At 71.4% G+C, this 15,960-nt stretch carries 15 protein-coding genes; 2 read left to right on the plus strand and 13 right to left on the minus strand.

Annotated features, from left to right (window positions below):
- Nucleotides 1-151: 151 nt before the first annotated feature.
- The 7 genes from ABZ070_RS17930 to ABZ070_RS17960 all read right to left on the minus strand — a co-directional run bounded on the left by ABZ070_RS17930 (nucleotide 152) and on the right by ABZ070_RS17960 (nucleotide 8,692).
- Entirely contained in the window at nucleotides 152-658 is a 507-nt protein-coding gene (locus ABZ070_RS17930; protein ID WP_356634834.1) for a hypothetical protein, read from the minus strand.
- Between the two features lie 2 nt (nucleotides 659-660).
- Nucleotides 661-5,403 carry a putative T7SS-secreted protein gene (locus ABZ070_RS17935; RefSeq protein ID WP_356634836.1) on the minus strand — a complete coding sequence of 1,581 codons (4,743 nt, stop codon included), beginning with the start codon at nucleotides 5,401-5,403 and terminating at the stop codon, nucleotides 661-663.
- Nucleotides 5,404-5,406: 3 nt separating this feature from the next.
- On the minus strand, nucleotides 5,407-6,051 hold the full coding sequence (locus ABZ070_RS17940) for a hypothetical protein (RefSeq protein WP_356634838.1): 645 nt from the start codon (nucleotides 6,049-6,051) through the stop codon (nucleotides 5,407-5,409).
- Nucleotides 6,051-6,473, minus strand: a complete 423-nt coding sequence (locus ABZ070_RS17945) for a hypothetical protein (protein WP_356634840.1) — start codon at nucleotides 6,471-6,473, stop codon at nucleotides 6,051-6,053. The genes ABZ070_RS17940 and ABZ070_RS17945 overlap by 1 nt, the downstream gene beginning before the upstream one ends.
- A gap of 162 nt (nucleotides 6,474-6,635) precedes the next feature.
- Nucleotides 6,636-7,457, minus strand: a complete 822-nt coding sequence (locus ABZ070_RS17950; RefSeq protein ID WP_356634842.1) for an NAD(P)H-binding protein — start codon at nucleotides 7,455-7,457, stop codon at nucleotides 6,636-6,638.
- A 42-nt stretch (nucleotides 7,458-7,499) separates the two neighbouring features.
- Nucleotides 7,500-8,363: an alpha/beta hydrolase gene (locus ABZ070_RS17955; protein WP_356634844.1), complete on the minus strand. Its 864-nt coding sequence runs from the start codon at nucleotides 8,361-8,363 to the stop codon at nucleotides 7,500-7,502.
- Nucleotides 8,364-8,446: 83 nt separating this feature from the next.
- Entirely contained in the window at nucleotides 8,447-8,692 is a 246-nt protein-coding gene (locus ABZ070_RS17960; protein WP_356634846.1) for a winged helix-turn-helix domain-containing protein, read from the minus strand.
- Nucleotides 8,693-8,831: 139 nt separating this feature from the next.
- Here ABZ070_RS17960 and ABZ070_RS17965 point away from each other — a divergent pair, with 139 nt between their 5' ends.
- Nucleotides 8,832-9,137 (plus strand): hypothetical protein, encoded by a 306-nt coding sequence (locus ABZ070_RS17965; RefSeq protein ID WP_356634848.1) that lies wholly within the window; start codon nucleotides 8,832-8,834, stop codon nucleotides 9,135-9,137.
- Nucleotides 9,134-9,355 carry a hypothetical protein gene (locus tag ABZ070_RS17970; RefSeq protein WP_356634850.1) on the plus strand — a complete coding sequence of 74 codons (222 nt, stop codon included), beginning with the start codon at nucleotides 9,134-9,136 and terminating at the stop codon, nucleotides 9,353-9,355. The genes ABZ070_RS17965 and ABZ070_RS17970 overlap by 4 nt, the downstream gene beginning before the upstream one ends.
- Nucleotides 9,356-9,397: 42 nt before the next feature.
- Here the strand turns inward: ABZ070_RS17970 and kynU are convergent, their stop codons facing one another.
- The 6 genes from kynU to fbaA all read right to left on the minus strand — a co-directional run bounded on the left by kynU (nucleotide 9,398) and on the right by fbaA (nucleotide 15,765).
- On the minus strand, nucleotides 9,398-10,591 hold the full coding sequence (gene kynU, locus ABZ070_RS17975; RefSeq protein ID WP_356634852.1) for a kynureninase: 1,194 nt from the start codon (nucleotides 10,589-10,591) through the stop codon (nucleotides 9,398-9,400).
- Nucleotides 10,584-11,405, minus strand: coding sequence for a tryptophan 2,3-dioxygenase (gene kynA / locus ABZ070_RS17980; protein ID WP_356634854.1), 822 nt, complete (start codon nucleotides 11,403-11,405; stop codon nucleotides 10,584-10,586). Before kynA ends, kynU begins: the two co-directional genes overlap by 8 nt.
- A gap of 85 nt (nucleotides 11,406-11,490) precedes the next feature.
- Nucleotides 11,491-12,390 carry a DUF3152 domain-containing protein gene (locus ABZ070_RS17985; RefSeq protein ID WP_356634856.1) on the minus strand — a complete coding sequence of 300 codons (900 nt, stop codon included), beginning with the start codon at nucleotides 12,388-12,390 and terminating at the stop codon, nucleotides 11,491-11,493.
- 251 nt (nucleotides 12,391-12,641) lie between these two features.
- Nucleotides 12,642-13,055 (minus strand): DUF3151 domain-containing protein, encoded by a 414-nt coding sequence (locus ABZ070_RS17990; RefSeq protein ID WP_356634858.1) that lies wholly within the window; start codon nucleotides 13,053-13,055, stop codon nucleotides 12,642-12,644.
- 107 nt (nucleotides 13,056-13,162) lie between these two features.
- Nucleotides 13,163-14,608 (minus strand): MFS transporter, encoded by a 1,446-nt coding sequence (locus tag ABZ070_RS17995; RefSeq protein ID WP_356634860.1) that lies wholly within the window; start codon nucleotides 14,606-14,608, stop codon nucleotides 13,163-13,165.
- Between the two features lie 134 nt (nucleotides 14,609-14,742).
- A complete protein-coding gene (gene fbaA, locus ABZ070_RS18000; RefSeq protein WP_356634862.1) occupies nucleotides 14,743-15,765 on the minus strand; it encodes a class II fructose-bisphosphate aldolase in 1,023 nt (340 codons plus the stop codon).
- Between the last annotated feature and the right edge of the window lie 195 nt (nucleotides 15,766-15,960).

Below are 15,960 nucleotides of genomic sequence, written 5' to 3' on the forward strand. Positions count from 1 at the left end.
CTTCTTAGTAGCTCTCAGGTATGACGGGTAGGGCGGCCGGGACCCCTCACGCGGCGGGCGCGGGGACGCGACCGGCGGGTTCAGGGGCGCGGGGACGCGACCGGCCGGGATCGGGGCGCCTCGGTGGCGTGGCTGTCGTCGTCCGGTGACGTCACCGGTCCGGGCAGTCTTCCACCGCGATCTCCGCCACGGCCGCGTCCCGCACCTGCTCGAGGTCGGCGACGTACGGCGGCGTGTCGGGCCGGGGCGTGCAGAAGGTGACGTGGGCCGTCAGGAGGTCGTCGTCCGTGCCGCCGAGGGACAGGGAGAGGTATGCCAGGACCTGTTGGTCGCCGAATTCCTTCTCCGCCGACCGGAGGCAGGCGCCGATGTACGCCAGGGACCTCCGCAGCAGCACCTCGGCACGATCCTTCCCGGCGCCCGCGGGGAGGTCCCAGTCGGTCATGCCGCGTCCGTTGACCGTGGTTTCCTCCGCGAGCCGGTCGAAGTAGGACCGGTCCTCGTCGGGGCGGAGGTCGGTGAGCACGCGGGCGCCGCTCCCGGTCAGGGACCACCCCCGCTCCACGACCTCGCGGAACATCGGCGGAATGTCCCGCACCGACAGGCCGGTGAGGTCGGCGTCCGCCAAGAGGTCCGCCATCTGCTGGTTGCTGCGCACGTCTATCCCTCGCCGAGTGCGGCGAGCCCCTTCCTGATTCCGGCGATGAAGCCGGGGTTGTTGCCGACGGCCTTCTCGATGCTGCGCGGAAGCCCGTCGAAGTTGCCGGTCTCGAAGTTGTACTGGTACTTCGCGCCCTTGTTGCTCTGGTCCTGGAAGTGCAGCTGTCCCGGTCGTTCGCCCGGGTTCGGATTCTCCACGTCGATCCGGTACGGCCCATGGTTCCACAGCGTCTTGCTGGTGATCTGCGTGCCGTTCGCGCCGATCATCCCCGGGCCGTCCGGGTCCTTGATCCCGTAGAGCTCGCGGTTCTCCTTGATGCGGCGCTCGACCACGTCCGGGTGGTACGGGTCCTTCTCGAACCCCGGCGAGGAGGTGTACCCCTCCCGCAGCGGGTCGTAGGGGGCGAGCCCCAGCGGGTCCGCCCAGGTGTGCGGATTGTGGACGTAGGCCGACGGGTTGGGTCCCGGAGCCAGGCCGAGGGGGTCCTGGCTGAGGTAGTGGGCGGTCTGCGGGTCGTAGTGGCGGTGCAGGTTGTAGTGAAGGCCGGTCTCGGGGTCGTAGTACTGGCCCGGGAACCGCAGTGGCGTGTAGGTGACGCTTCCCGACGGCCAGGCGGTCTGGCCCCACAGCGTCGTACGGGTACGCCAGGCGACGTCACCGGACTCGGAGACGAGTTCGGTAGGTGTTCCGACGAGGTCCGTGGCGATGGCGAAGAACCGTTCGTCGAAGGCCTGCTGCGACGCGTCCGCGCCGAGCACACGCTCCGTCTGTGCCAGCGGCTGAAGCCCCCGGTGGTCCCAGGTCAGGGTCACCGGCCGGGGCAGTTCGGCGGCCGTGGTGGTCTGTTCGCACAGGGTCGTGCCGTCCCAGGTGAACAGCACCTCTTCGGCGACGGTCTCGCCGTCCGCGGCCAGGCGCTGCTTCGCGGTGCGCCGGCCCAGCGGGTCGTACCGGTAGCGCCAGCGCGTCCCGTCGGGGGTGACGACCGCGGTGAGGCGGTCCTCGGCGTCCCAGGTGTAGCGCCAGGTGTCGGGCTTGCGGGAGAGGCGGGTCTTCTGCCGCAGGGTGGTGCGGCCACCGCCGTCGTGCTCGTACCGCACGCCTCCGGCGCGGGTGAGAGAGGTGCCGTTGTAGCTGCGGGGACCGGTCGCCTCGTGGCCGGGGTGCGAGGCGGGCCAGGACGCCGCCGTCTGGTTGCCGGCGGCGTCGTAGACGTACGACTCCGTCCAGCCCTCGGCGGTCACCGCCGTCACCCGGCCCACCGGGTCGAGGTCGAATCGGAAGTTGCCCCGCAGGGCGTCGTCGAGGGCGGTGAGATGCCCGTCGGCACGGTAGGTGTAGGCCCGGTGGTTGACGGTGCGGTCGCCGCTGACGAGGTGCTGGGTGGTCAGGCGGCCGGCCCCGTCCCTGCCAGACACCAGAGCGAGGGTGTCGCCGAAGGTCCGCAGCCGTTCGCGTCCCGCCGAGTCGTGCGCAAAGGTGACGCGGTGCTCGCCGCTGGTCAGGTGGGTGGGGCGGCCTGCCGCGTCGTGGCCGTAGGAGGTGGCCAGGCCCGTGGGGGTGACGCGGCGGACTCTGCGGCCCGCGGCGTCGTAGGCGTAGGTGGTGGTCCGGCCCTCGACGGTCTCGGCCTTGAGCAGACCGCGGCGGTCGTAGTGCCTGATCAGGTCGCCGTCCGCGCCGGTGGCCTCCAGCAGCCGGCCCGTGGCGTCGTACACGTAGTCGGTGACGGCTCCCGCCGCGTCCTTGCGGACCACCTGACCGAGCGGCCCCCGGCGGTAGCCGACGGACACGCCGAGCGCGTCGGTGCGGGCCGTGACCTGTCCGGCGGCGTCGGTCGTGTAGCGGACGGTACGCCCGTCGAAATCGGTCTCGGCCACGAGCCGGCCGGCCGCGTCGTACGTGTAGGACCAGGTGTGTCCCTGCGGGCCGGTGACCCGGGTCAGGCGCAGTGCGGCGTCGTGCTCGAACTCGTGACGCACCCCGTCCGGCCCGGTGCGGGCGGCGAGCAGGTCGAAGTGCGTGTACTCGAAGCGGGTCGTCAGGCGGGATGCGTCGGTGTGCGCGGTGCAGTTGCCTTCACCGTCGTACGTCCAGGTCTCGGCGCTCCCGTCGGGGCCGACACGCCTGGCCAGTTCGCCGTCGGCGGTCCACTCGAGGGTGGTCACCGCGCCGAGCGGATCGGTGATGCGTACGAGCCTGCCGAAGGCGTCCCGGTCCCAGCGTGTGGTCCCGCCGAGCGGGTCGGTGACCTCCACGGGCATGCCTGCGGGATCGCAGCGGAAGGTGGTGACGGCGCCGAGCGCGTCGGTGGAGGAGACCAGGTGACCGTGGCTGTCGTGGACGTACCTCGTGGTGTGCCCGGCGGGGTCGGTGACCCAGGTGGGATTGCCCCGTTCGTCGAACTGCCGCTGCCAGCGCGCGCCGTCCGCGTCGATGAACTCCACCGGCAGGCCGCGTTCGTCGCGGACGGCTCGGACCCGGCTGCCGTCGGCGCGGACGATGGTGAGCAGACGGCCCGCCTCGTCGTACGTGTAGCCGGTCGTGCGGCCGAGGGCGTCGGTCCGGCTGAGCTGGTTGCCGTGCCTGTCATAGGTGTAGCGGGTGGTGTTCCCGGCCGGGTCGGTGGTGGCCACCACCCGGCAGGCGCCGTCGATCAGATGACGGGTCGTGCGGCCGTCGGCGGTGGTCAGTGTGGTGGCCCGGTGCCCGGTGGCCGGGTCGGGGAGGCCGTAGGAAAGGGTGAGTTGGAGATGTCCGGCCTGGCCGCCCTCTCCGATGACCCGGTCGTGCTCGTCGTAGACGTAGTCGTAGCGGCTGTCGTTGGAGTCGATCCAGGCGGTGATCCGGTGGCGGTCGTCGTACTCGAAGGCGAGGGTGGCTCCGGAGGGCTTGGTGACACTGGTGAGGTTGCCGTCCGTGTAGCCGTAGCGGACGACGGGCTCAGCGGTCCCGTCGGGAAGCCGCAGGGACAGGCCCGTCACCCGGCCGTCGGCCGCTTCGACGTCCAGGTGGTACCCCGCGGAGTGGACGAGGGCGAGCGGCGTGCCGTCGCCGGTGCGGTCGACGGTGACGGTGTGCCCGTTGCGGTCGCTGATCCGCTCCAGCCAGGCGTCCCCGTCACCGCCCGGCTCCGCGCCGAGGGGTGCGGTGAAGTGGCGTGTCAGGCCGCTCCCCGGGTCGGTGAGCGTGTAGTCGCCGCTCTCCTCGCGGGTCAGCGACCGGCGCACGGGGCCGGACTCGGCGAGGGTGGGCACGCCCGGGACGGGATGCGGGTAGGTGAGCAGCAGGCCGTCCTCGGTGACGTGAACGACACCGCGCGCGTCGATCTCCAGGCGTTCGTCAACGGTGGAGGACCAGGACGGTCCGAAATGCCGGCCGCAGGTGTAGCCGGACTCGGTGCGGCGGGTGAAGGCCAGCGGCAGCGTGCCGGGGAGCACGACGTCCGTGTGCGGGAGGAACATCCGGCCGGAGGCGAGGTCCACCGGGTCGGTCTCGCCGGAGTGGCGCCCGCCGTCCGGCCGGTTGTGGGTGCCGTTCGGTGCGTCGTCGATCAGCCTGCGCGCCCGGTTGGCGTCCGAGGCCAGGTCCGCCGCCTCGGCGGCGACGCGCACCCCCTTCACGCCGGCCCCGGCGCCGCCGGTGGCGGCGGTCAGCAGCAGGTCCGGCACGAGCCGGCCGAAGCCCTCCGCGGGGTCCTTCATGAAGTTGTCGAGCATCTGCTTGCCCGTGCCCCACGGGTCGTTGGCGACCAGCACCAGGCCGGAAGCCAGACTGTTGAGGCTGGTCGCGTACTCGGCGGGGTGTGTGATGTTGTACGGGTCGGTGGGGTTGACGCTGCGGACGAAGGTGACCAGGCCCGCCGTGCCCTTGATGATGCCGGCCCCGAAGTGGGTCTGCATCACCTGGAGTTCCTCCAGGCCGTCCATCGCCTGCTCGCCGTACGAGGGTTTCGGCGGGGCGGCGTCCCTGGCCGCCTGCACCGCCGTACGCGCGGTCTCCGCGGCCGCGTTGCGCTGCTTGCGCGCCTCGGCGAGGATCTCCTGCGCCTCCTCCATCTGCGCCTTGCCCGGGTCGCTGAACGCGCCCGGCTTCGGCGGCAGGGTGGACGGGTTACGCTCGTCCGCCGGCTGGGCGTTGTAGCGGTCGGCGGCCGTGTTGTAGTCGTCGACCTTCTTGTTGTGCGCCTCCAGCGCGTCGGACGAGGACTTGGTGCCCGCCTTCCACTTGTCGATGGCGGTCTGCGCCTGCCCCTGCGCCCACTCCACCGTGGAGGCGAAGCTCGCGAGAGCCTCCGCCGCCTTCCCGAAGGCGTCCGCGCCCTTGAACCACTTGGGCGGCTCGATCGACACCGTCTCGCGGAACGCGTCCGCCGCCTCGCCCTTGATCACGGACGAGTCGAGGCCCTTGAGCCCCTGGCCGACCAGGTCGAACGACTTCTCGAGGTCCCGCAGGTGCGAGGCGGTGGACCGCAGCTTGGACGGGCTGCCGTAGACCAGTTTCGTCTTGTCCTCGGTCTGCCCGAGGTCCATCTCGTCGACCTCGGCGCCCATCCGGTTGGCCAGCGAACGGGACTGCTCGCGCACCCAGTCGGCGCCGGACTCCCAGCCGACGTCCTCGAGACGGTCGGCGGTCCAGTTCCCCGCGTCCTCGACGCGGTTGCCGGCCCACTCGACGCCGTCCTCGACCGCGTCCTCGACCACGTCCGGCGTGATGTCGCTGACGAAATCCCCGATGCCCACGGCTCAGTTCCCCCCGTTGCCCGGCTGCTGCTGTGCTGCCCGCTCCTCCGGTGAAGGGCCGAAGGTGTCGTCCACCGCGCGGTCGAACGCCCCTTGGTCCACGCCGAGCATCTCGTTCAGGATCCGGGACTGACGGCCGCCGTTCCCCTCCGTGAGCACGGCCCGGCCGGTGTCCTTCCAGGTCTGTCCGATCTCGTCGCCCGCCCGCTGGAACGACTCGGGGCTCCAGTCCGGGTTCAGATAGTCAGGCGTGAAGACATCGCCCCAGTTCTGCTTGACGATGTCCTCCTCGGAGGCGTGCGGATTGCCGACCGCGGCGTTGACGGCGATCTTGAAGGTGCCCTCGATGTACTGCTCCTCCTCCCAGAGCATGCCGGCGGAGAGCCCCAGCGTCGCCGCGATGACGTTGGCGTCCTGGATGAGCGCCCGCACGCCCCATTCCCAGCGCTCGCAGTAGTCCTCGAAGTCGACCGACAGGCCGTGGTGCCCGGCTTCCATCCCGGTCATCGCCATGTCCGAGAAGCCCTTGCCGAGGACCGCCCCGGTGCCCGTGCCGATGTCCCTCAACTCGGCCATGGCAGAGCGCATGCCGCTGGTGATGCGCTGCACGCTCTGCGGATCGAGCCGCAGGTCCTCCGCGCCGCCCATCAGGCACCGGCCTCCCCGGTCTGCACGTCCACGGCGACCGCGTCCGGCACGATGCCCCTGACCGGCGGGAAGGCCATCGCCCCGTCCGAATCGGCGATGTCGACCGCCACGCCCGCGGGCACCCCCATCGCCGGCACGATCTCGTCGAGCAGCCGCGCCCCTCGGATCTCGGCGAACTCCCAGGAACGGCCGGTCTCCCGCCCGTCACCGGTGTCCCGCGCGCGGGCGAACCGCGCCAGGGCGGCCTCGTCGGTGAAGGCGCAGATCCAGCGCACCCCGCCGAGTTCCGCGGTCCACAGGCCGCCCGCCTCGACGGGCACCAGCACAAGGGCGCGCCTCAACTCGCCCACCAGCTCCCGAGGGTCGCCCGAGCCGTCCCGCCGCTCGGCGATCCGCTCGGCGAGTTCCGTGCCGTCGCTCACCCGAGACTCCTCCCAGATCGTGCCGGCTTCCGCTCTGCCTTCGTCGGACACCACGCACGAGTATGGCCCGGCGGTTCCGGGACGGGGAGGTCCTCGGCAGCCGCCGGGCCGCGGTCGGGGCGGGTGGGGCACAACCCTTGAAGTCCTGCCCCGCCCTTTCGGTCAGGCCCGGAAGGTGTCCGCGTGCTCCTCGGCCCACTGGGTGAAGGTGCGCGCCGGACGGCCCGTGACCTTCTCGACGGTGTCGACCACGGTGCGTCCTTCGACGGGCGTGTTGCCGTAGACGTCCAGCAGGAACCCGATGACCTCCTCGGACTGGCCCGCGGCCTTCCACTGGGCGACCGCCTGCTCCTCGCTCAGCTCCACCAGCCGGATCTTCCGGCCGCGGGCGGCGGCGATCGTGTCCACCTTGTCCTCGACGGTCAGCACCTGCGGCCCGGTGATCACGTACTCCCGGCCGCCGTGCCCGTCCTCGGTGAGGGCGACCGCCGCGACGGCGCCGATGTCGGCCTCGTGGACCATGGCGCTGAGCCTGCCGACGAATGGTTCGCGCACTTCGCCGTCGGCACGGATGCCCTGTCCCCATTCAAGGGCGTTGGCCATGAACTCGACGGGCATCAGCACGGTCCAGGCGAGGCCGCTCCCCCTGACCGCGTCCTCCAGCGGGCTCGGACCGCCGCCGTGCAGCACGGTGACCCGCCGCACGCCGGCCTTACGGGCCAGCTCCACGATCTGCGGCCCAGTGGCCAGCGGGGCGAAGTACGGGCCTGCGAAGGTGATCAGGTGCAGGCCGGTGACGCCCTCCAGGGCGGCGGCCAGGCTCTCGGCGTCAGTGAGATCGCCCCGCACGACATCAACGCCTTCGGGGAGGTCGGCCTTCGCCGGGTCGCGGGTCAGCGCCCGAACGGACTGTCCACGGCGGAGAAGCTCCGCCACCACCTGTCGGCCGACGGTTCCGGTTGCTCCGGTCACGAGATTCGTCATGGAAAGAAGGTAGGAAGCCTTGCGGTCAGCTTCTGTCCGCTACTACCAGGCGAGTTGCGCGATCTCCTCCGCCACCACCGCGCAGGCGTCGGCCACGGGATCGATCAGCGGAAAGTGCCCGACCTCGTCGAGCAGCGTCAGCCCCACGGTCTCGCCCGCCTTGGCCGCCGCGTCGACGTAGGCTTCCGCGACGGCCTGCGGGACGACGATGTCCGTGCGCCCCTGGACCACGACCGTCGCGATACCGGTCGGCACCAGAACGGCGGGATCGGCGTGCGGCGCACGCTTTTTGTACTCGCTCTCGCCACCCATGAGTTGATGGACCGCGCCGCCGCACACCTCGAGTTCGACAGCAGCCGCGAAGTCGGCGATCGGCGCGAGCGCGACGACGCCCCGCAGTGCGGGCGGCGCGGGCAGCCGCCACGGCGAGTCGGCGGGGAGCACATGACGGGCGGCGGCCCAGAGCGCGAGATGGCCGCCGGCGGAGTGCCCGGTCACCACAATGCGCCGCGGGTCGGCCTGCGGCAGCGCCTGCCGCGCCAGGTCCGGGAGGGCGTCCATCGCGGCGGCCACGTCGTCGAACGTCTCCGGCCACCGGCCGGCCACCGGCTCGGCCTCCGTGCCGTCGCCCTGACCCCGCCGGTACTCGACGTTGGCCACGGCCAGTCCACGGTCGGCGAGGAACGCGGCGAACGGCGTGATGTGCCGCCGGTCGTAGGGCGCGCGCCACGCCCCGCCGTGCAACACGACCACGAGCGGCGCACCGTCCTGCCCGCCACGTGGCGCGTAGAAGTCCACGATCTGATCGGGATCGTCCCCGTACGCGGCGGACGCGTCGGGCTCGACGGCGGGGTGCGCGAGCGCCGAGGCTTCCTCGGAGGCGTCTCGGGCGACGAGGTCCGGCATGTGGTGCTCCAACAGTCCAGCGAGGCCGATGTGTTCGCTCTGATCAGCGCGGACGCTATCACTGGGTACATGCGCGGCAGGCGTCAGCCAGTGGTGGTCTCTTCGGGACGGAGTACGTACGTGCCCATACCGGCCTCGGATCGGGTGAGCCCCTCGGCCCGGACCGACTCCATCGCCCGCTGAGCTGTCGAGTTGACGACGCCGAACTCGTTCGCAATCTGCACCACGCTGGGGATCTTGCTGCCGGGCGGGTACGTGCCGTTGCGAATGCGCTCAATGATCGCTGCGGCGATCTGTGGCCACATTGCGCGAGTCCGATCGATGCTCATGGGCCTAGTTGAGTGCGCCTCGGTATTCTTCGCATCCTCAGTGCGCTTCGGTATACTTCGGTATGGTGGATGCAGCAAAGACCCCGGCGAGGTGTCCAGACCTCCCGGGGCATGGCCAACGCTTCGAAGGAGCGTCGACGTGCACGACCTTATCCAGGCCCTCGTCCGATGGGCGAGGCTCCTGTTCATCCCTCCCGGCACCGGCCGGCATCGGCCCCGCCCGGCTCACCTCAGGGCCGCGACCGTGCCGCCCCGTCCCGCGCGGCTGCCCGTCCTCCGCTCGCCCTACGGGCTTGACGGGCCGTTGAACGGGCACGAGACGGCCATGGTCCGGCCGTACCTGCTCGCGGACGAACAACGACAACGGCGGCTCGCTCTGGTGCTCGCCGCCGACTTCGGCCTCGACCTGGACCACCATCTCGTCGGCATGCAGGGGGCCGCATGACAAGAGACGCCGACGGGCGCCGCGAGCCGGTGCGGATGTGCGTGCGCTGCGGCCGGATCACCGCCCAGCCGGTGCTCGTCTCCGAGGTGCACTCCGCTTCCGGGCCCGGGTTCAACGTCTACGCCTGCGTCGGCTGCGCGCCGTTGTTCCCCAGGCCGCCCGATGCGCTCGACCTGCTGGCGACCGGTCTGCGCGACCGTGCGGAGAACGAGCACTGACACGGCGGGTCCCGGGGGCGTGCGCCCCCGGGACCCGTGCGGTCAGCCGGCCAGCACGTCCGCGAGGACGCGCGCCGCCCGTTCCGTGTCCGCGAAGCCCACGTACAGCGGCGTGAAGCCGAAACGCAGCACGTCCGGGCGGCGCAGGTCACCGACGACGCCGCGGGCGATCAGCTCGGCCATGACCCGTGGCGCGTCGTCGCAGCGCAGAGCGACCTGGCTGCCGCGTTCGGCGTGGGCGGCCGGAGTCAGCGAAGTGACCTGTCCCTCCGGGACGTACGCCTCGACGCACTCCAGGAAGAAGTCCGTCAACGCCAGACTCTTCTTGCGCACCGCCTCGACGGCGATCCCGTCCCAGACGTCCAGCGCCGCCTCGAGGGCGAGCATGGACAGGATGTCCGGCGTGCCGACCCGGCCGCGCACCGCGCCGTCCGCGGCCTCGTAGCCGGGGGTCATCGCGAACGGGTCCGCGTGCGACGTCCACCCCGGCAGGGGCGAGTCGAAGGAGGCCTGGTGGCGCTCTGCCACGTACAGGTAGGCGGGCGAACCGGGGCCGCCGTTGAGGTACTTGTACGTGCAGCCGACCGCCAGGTCGACGCCGTGCTCGTCGAGCCCGACCGGCAGCGCGCCCGCGCTGTGGCACAGGTCCCAGACGGCGAGCGCGCCCGCGTCGTGGATCGCCGCCGTCAGGGCCGGCAGGTCGTGGAGCCGGCCCGAGCGGTAGTCGACGTGGTTGAGGAGGACCGCCGCCGTGGTCGGGCCGATGGCGGACGGCACGTCGGCCGGGTCGACGGGGACGATCCGGTGGCCGGTCATCCGCGCGGCCGACGCCGCTATGTACCCGTCCGTGGGGAACGTCGTCGCGTCGACGAGGACGTCCGTGCGCGCCGGGGCGCCGACGAGCCGCACCGCGCCCACAACAGCTTTGAAGACGTTCACACTTGTGGAGTCGCCGACGACGATCTGCCCCGGCGCCGCCCCCACCAGGGGTGCGATCCGGTCGCCGATGCGCTCGGGCGCGGTCCACCAGTCGCCCTCGGTCCAGGAGCGGATGCGCAGTTGCCCCCACTGTCGGTTCACCACGTCGGCGACCCGGTCCGGGACATGCGCGGGAAGCGCGCCGAGCGAGTTGCCGTCGAGGTACACCGTGTCGTCCAGGGCGAAGAGCTTTCGCGCACCGGCGAGTTCGTCTGCGGCATCCAGTGCCGCGGCCCGCTGGGCCAGGGACTCAGACATGGCTGCGCGCCGTCCACAGCTCGGGGAAGACGTTCTTGCGGGCGCGCTTCTCCAGCCAGGAGACACCGGCGGACCCGCCCGTGCCGACCTTGGAACCCATCGCCCGACGGGTCGCGACCAGGTGGTCGTTGCGCCAGCGCCACACCAGTTCGCCGACGTCGGTGAGCGCCTCACCGAGGCGCACCAGTTCGGTGTCCTGCTCTTCCTGCGCGTACACCTCGGCCCAGACCCGCTCGACCGCCTCGGACGGCTCGTACTTCTGCGACAGGTCGCGCTCCAGTACCTCGGCAGGCACCGCGTACCCGCGGCGCGCGAGCAGGCGCAGCACCTCGTCGTAGAGGCTCGGCTCGTGGAGCGCCTTCTCCAGCTCGGCGTGGACCCTCGGTGCTCCGCGGTGCGGCACGAGCATGGAGGCGGACTTGTCGCCGAGCAGGAACTCCATCCGCCGGTACATCGCCGACTGGAAGCCGGAGCCCTCACCGAGGGCGTCACGGTAGGCGTTGAACTGCGCGGGCGTCAGGTTGGCGATCGGCCGCCACGAGGCGTTGAGCGCCTCCAGTTCGCGCGTGGACCGCTTCAGGGCGTCCATCGCGACGGGTATCCGGTCCTCGCGCAGCGCGCGTGCGGCGGTCTCCCACTCGTGGACGACGACGGTGAACCACAGCTCCATGACCTGGGTGGTGACCAGGAAGACCATCTCACCCGGGTCGTCCGACCGCGGATGCTGGAGGTGGGTGAGGACGTCCGCCTGGACGTAGTCCTCGTACGGCGTGGTGCCCGCGAAGTCCAGATTCGGGGCGGAGTCATGTGACATTGCTGTCTCCTCGACATCCGGGTAGCGGTCCGCCCCTTCCTTCTCGGTGTGGGCCCCGGTCCCCACCGGCATCATAAGCAGAAGTTCACGCGGGCGGTCCGGTGAGATACGTCCCGTCCTCGTCGAAGGGCCAGGCGTTGGAGACGCACCCGTTCAGGCCCTTGATCTGCTGCATCATCACCGGAGCGGGCTTTCCGGCACCGGGGCAGCCCATGTGCGTGCGGATGCCGATCTCGTGTCCGATCTCGTGGTTGATGATCAGGTGGCGGTACTCGGCGGGCGTCCCTGCGAACGTCGGCGAGCCCAGCAGCCAACGCCGCAGGTTCACCACCACCCCTTCGGTGGTCTCGCAGTTGAGTTCGCCGCGGGTGTTGAGGCCCACGGCGAGACAGAGCCTGTCCGCGGTGGACGGCGTGGCGATCTTGATCACGAAGTCGGCGTCGGAGGAGACCAGCTGGAAGCGGCCCCGGCCGTTCGCGGCCCAGCCGCGCGGGTGGGCGAGGATCTCCTGGATCTCGGCGGCCGCCTCCCGGGCGGAGACGTCGAGGCCGTCCTCGACCTCGACCCTGTAGCGACGGAGCGTTCCCTGGCCGGCCGGAACGCCGTTCGCCCGTGCCGCGCTGAACGTTCCCGGGCCGGAACGGGGCACGGCGGGCGGTTCGCCGCCGGGCGGTGACGCCTTGGGCTTGGGGGAGCTGCTCGGGCTCTTCGACGGGGACTGCGAAGGCGAAGGCGATGCCGGCGGCTTCGGCGATGCCTTGGGCGACATCAGCGGCGCGACCTCGGGCTCTTCGGTGGGGGCCGCCGCCTCCGTGACGGTCGGCCGGCCTTCCTTCCAGTGCGCGAGGGCGGCCCCGCCGCCGACGGACATGAGGGCGAGGCACAGGCCCAGCAGCACTATCGGGCCGGCCGGCCGGCGCCGGACCCTACTGCTCCGGTTCCGTCGGCGGCTGCGCCCCTTGCGGGCGGCGGCGCGCTGGCCCAAGACAGACCTCTCCCCTGGTTCGGGCCGGTGTTTGGGGGGAGAGGTGAGTGGGGGGCCTCTGCACCGGCCATGCAAGCGTGAATTCGGCAGTGCGTGCGATCGTACCGGCCGGGGGCCGGCGAACCCGTTCCGGGTCGCCGGCACCCGGACCGCGCAGGGACCGGCACGTGCCTTTGTTCAGGCGAAGTCGGGGCCGGGACGCCCCGGACTCCAGACGGCGTCGGGGCCCTCGTCCCCGTCCCGTCCCGGGCTCAGCCCAGCGTGTCCGCGGCGGTCGGCGAGGAGTCGCGCAGGAAGGTGCTGCAGCGCTCGTACTCGTCCTTCTCGCCGATCTCACCGGCGGCGCGGGCCAGTGCGTGCAGCGCGCGGAGGAAGCCGCGGTTGGGCTCGTGCTCCCACGGCACCGGGCCGTGGCCCTTCCAGCCGTTGCGCCGCAGCGCGTCGAGGCCACGGTGGTAGCCGGTCCGTGCGTACGCGTAGGACTCGATGACACGCCCGTTCGCGAACGCGTCGTCGGCGAGCTGCGCCCAGGCCAGCGAGCTGGTCGGGTACTTGGCCGCGACTTCGGCGGCAGCGGTTCCGCCGGCCAGGAGCTCTCGCGGTCCGGGCTCGTCGGGCAGGTGGGTCGGGGGCGGGCCCCCGAGCAGGTTCTCGTGGATGGACATGGCCCCCAGTCTCACAGGTCGGGCAGCAATGCGCGGCGTCGGCCCGAAAGACTCGCCCGGGCCTCTCGTTCGGATCGTGCCGGGCGGCCTGATCCGAACGAGAGGCCCTAGCTCTGCGGCTCCAGCGGCGGGGACGTCACGCCGCAGTTGACCTTGCACGCGGGGTGGCAGCGGCGTGTGTCGTACGGTCGGCGCACCGTCAACCAGGCGATCAGCGAGCCCGCCACCAGGACCCCCGCGCACATCGGGATCGCCCGCCGGAACGTCTCCCCGAACTCGGCGGCCGAACGGTACGCCTCCGGTCCCATGCCCGCCAGCAGCGGCAGCGCCGCCACCGCGATCAGGCCCGCCGCGCGGGCGGCCGCGTTGTTGATGCCGCTCGCGATGCCGGCCCGTCCGGTCTCCACGGACGCCAGCACGGTCGCCGTCAGCGGCGCGACCAGCGCCACCATGCCGAGCCCCATCACCAGCAGCGCCGGCAGCACGTCGGTGAGGTACGACGCGTCCTCGCCCACCCGCAGCGTCAGCATCATCCCGGCGGCGCAGAGCAGCGGACCGACGGTGAGCGGAATACGCGGGCCGATCCGTTCGCCGAGCTCTCCCGAGCGCGCGGACAGCAGAAGCATCAGCAAGGTGGTCGGCAGGAGCGCCGTGCCCGCGCCGAGAGCGGAGTAGCCGGCCACGACCTGGAGCTGCAGGACGACGAGGAAGAAGAATCCGCCGAAGGCCGCGTACACGCACAGCGTCACCACGTTGACTGCCGTGAACTGGCGCGACGCGAAGATCGACAACGGCAGCATCGGCTCCGCCGCCCGCCGTTCGACGAGGACGAAGACCACCCCCACCGCAGCACCCAGGAGCCCCGCCCACACCGTTGCCGCGATCAGCGCGTAGGTGACAAGGCCGAGCGCCGCCGCGCCGAGGAACGCGCCCAGGACGTCGAAACGGCCCGTCGCCTTGGGGTCGCGGGATTCCGGCACGTGGCGCATCGCCACCGGAACGCACAGCAGCGCCAGCGGCACGTTGAGCAGGAACACCCACCGCCAACCCGGCCCGTCGACCAGCCAACCGCCGACGAACGGCCCGATCGCCGCGCCGAAGCCGCCGAGACCGGACCACAGGCCCACGGCCCGGGACCGGTCGTCCGGATCGAAGCTCGCCTGGATCAGGGCCAGCGACCCGGGCGTGAGCAGGGCGCCGCCGATGCCCTGGAGGGCGCGGGCGGCGACCAGCACGCCACCGTTCGGCGCGAGCCCGCACAGCAGGGACCCGACGGCGAACCAGACCACCCCCAGGACGAAGATCCGCCGGCGGCCGTAGCGGTCGCCGAGCGCACCGCCGAGCAGGATCAGCGCCGCCAGCGTGAGCATGTAGGCGTTGACGGTCCACTGCAGGACGGCCATGTCCGCGTCGAGGTCCTCGCCGATCCGCGGGAGGGCGACATTGACGACGGTCGAGTCCAGCAGCGCCATGCCGGACCCGAGGACGGTCGTCAGAACCACCCAGCGGCCGGTGGCCGTGGCCAGCCTGATCTCTCCCGGACTCGTGTCCATACCGGGATCATCGCAGCAGCTTTGCCGCCCTACGACCCGGCGGCCGCGCTCTTTGCCGGCGTGCACGGGCGTCGGACGTACCGCGGGCCCGGCACCCTCGAAGGGATGCCGGACCCGCCGTCGCGGCCGAAGCCTTACTTGATCCTGGTGCCCGCCGAGCGCAGGGCCGCACAGGCCTCGGTGACACGGGTGGCCATGCCGGCCTCGGCCGCCTTGCCCCAGGTGCGCGGGTCGTAGGTCTTCTTGGAGCCGACCTCGCCGTCGACCTTCAGCACGCCGTCGTAGTTCTTGAACATGTGGTCCGCGACCGGACGCGTGAAGGCGTACTGGGTGTCGGTGTCGAGGTTCATCTTCACGACGCCGTTCTCCAGCGCGGTGGCGATCTCCTCGGCGGTCGAACCGGAACCGCCGTGGAAGACGAAGTCGAACGGGTCGGCCTTGCCGTACTTGGCGGCGACACCGGCCTGCAGGTCCTTCAGCAGCTCGGGACGGAGCACGACGTTGCCCGGCTTGTAGACGCCGTGCACGTTGCCGAAGGAGGCGGCCAGCAGGTAGCGGCCCTTCTCGCCCAGGCCGAGAGCCTCGGCGGTGCGCAGCGCGTCGTCGACGGTGGTGTAGAGCTCGTCGTTGATCTCGTGCGAGACACCGTCCTCCTCGCCACCCGTCGGGGTGATCTCGACCTCGAGGATGATCTTCGCAGCGGCGGCCTGCGCCAGCAGCTCCTGGCCGATGGCCAGGTTGTCGGCCAGGGTCTCGGCCGAGCCGTCCCACATGTGGGACTGGAACAGCGGGTTGCGTCCGGCCTTCACGCGCTCGGCGGAGATGTCGAGCAGCGGCCGTACATAGCCGTCCAGCTTGTCCTTCGGGCAGTGGTCGGTGTGCAGTGCGACGGTGATGTCGTACTTGGCGGCGACGATGTGCGCGAACTCGGCGAGGGCCACCGCGCCCGTCACCATGTCCTTGTTGTGCTGGCCACCCAGGAACTCGGCACCGCCGGTGGAAATCTGGATGATGCCGTCGCTCTCGGCCTCCGCGAAGCCACGCAGGGCAGCGTGCAGGGTCTGGGACGAGGTCACGTTGATGGCGGGGTAGGCAAACTTGCCTGCCTTCGCCCGGTCGAGCATCTCGTTGTAGACCTCGGGAGTCGCGATGGGCATGTGTCCGCTCCTTGTGATGTGCGGGTATGTGGTGCTGGGCCCTGACCTTGGGCGACGTCATCGTCGCGGCCTATCTTTCCAGACTCCCGTGTCGACACCAGACTGCCTGGCCTGCCGCCCTGCGCCAGGGGCGCCCTGTTTCACGTGAAACAGGGCGCCCCTGGATGTATGCGCAGGTCAGGCCATGATCAGGCG

The sequence above is a fragment of the Streptomyces sp. NPDC006283 genome (assembly GCF_040613325.1).
Taxonomy (GTDB): domain Bacteria; phylum Actinomycetota; class Actinomycetes; order Streptomycetales; family Streptomycetaceae; genus Streptomyces.

Excerpts from the sequence above, each read along its gene's own strand:
- ABZ070_RS17955 (WP_356634844.1), bottom strand. The coding sequence starts at position 8,363 with ATGCCGGACCTCGTCGCCCGAGACGCCTCCGAGGAAGCCTCGGCGCTC.
- kynU (WP_356634852.1), bottom strand. The coding sequence starts at position 10,591 with ATGTCTGAGTCCCTGGCCCAGCGGGCCGCGGCACTGGATGCCGCAGAC.
- ABZ070_RS17960 (WP_356634846.1), bottom strand. The coding sequence starts at position 8,692 with ATGAGCATCGATCGGACTCGCGCAATGTGGCCACAGATCGCCGCAGCG.
- kynA (WP_356634854.1), bottom strand. The coding sequence starts at position 11,405 with ATGTCACATGACTCCGCCCCGAATCTGGACTTCGCGGGCACCACGCCG.
- fbaA (WP_356634862.1), bottom strand. The coding sequence starts at position 15,765 with ATGCCCATCGCGACTCCCGAGGTCTACAACGAGATGCTCGACCGGGCG.
- ABZ070_RS17990 (WP_356634858.1), bottom strand. The coding sequence starts at position 13,055 with ATGTCCATCCACGAGAACCTGCTCGGGGGCCCGCCCCCGACCCACCTG.
- ABZ070_RS17950 (WP_356634842.1), bottom strand. The coding sequence starts at position 7,457 with ATGACGAATCTCGTGACCGGAGCAACCGGAACCGTCGGCCGACAGGTG.
- ABZ070_RS17995 (WP_356634860.1), bottom strand. The coding sequence starts at position 14,608 with ATGGACACGAGTCCGGGAGAGATCAGGCTGGCCACGGCCACCGGCCGC.
- ABZ070_RS17970 (WP_356634850.1), top strand. The coding sequence starts at position 9,134 with ATGACAAGAGACGCCGACGGGCGCCGCGAGCCGGTGCGGATGTGCGTG.
- ABZ070_RS17940 (WP_356634838.1), bottom strand. The coding sequence starts at position 6,051 with ATGGGCGGCGCGGAGGACCTGCGGCTCGATCCGCAGAGCGTGCAGCGC.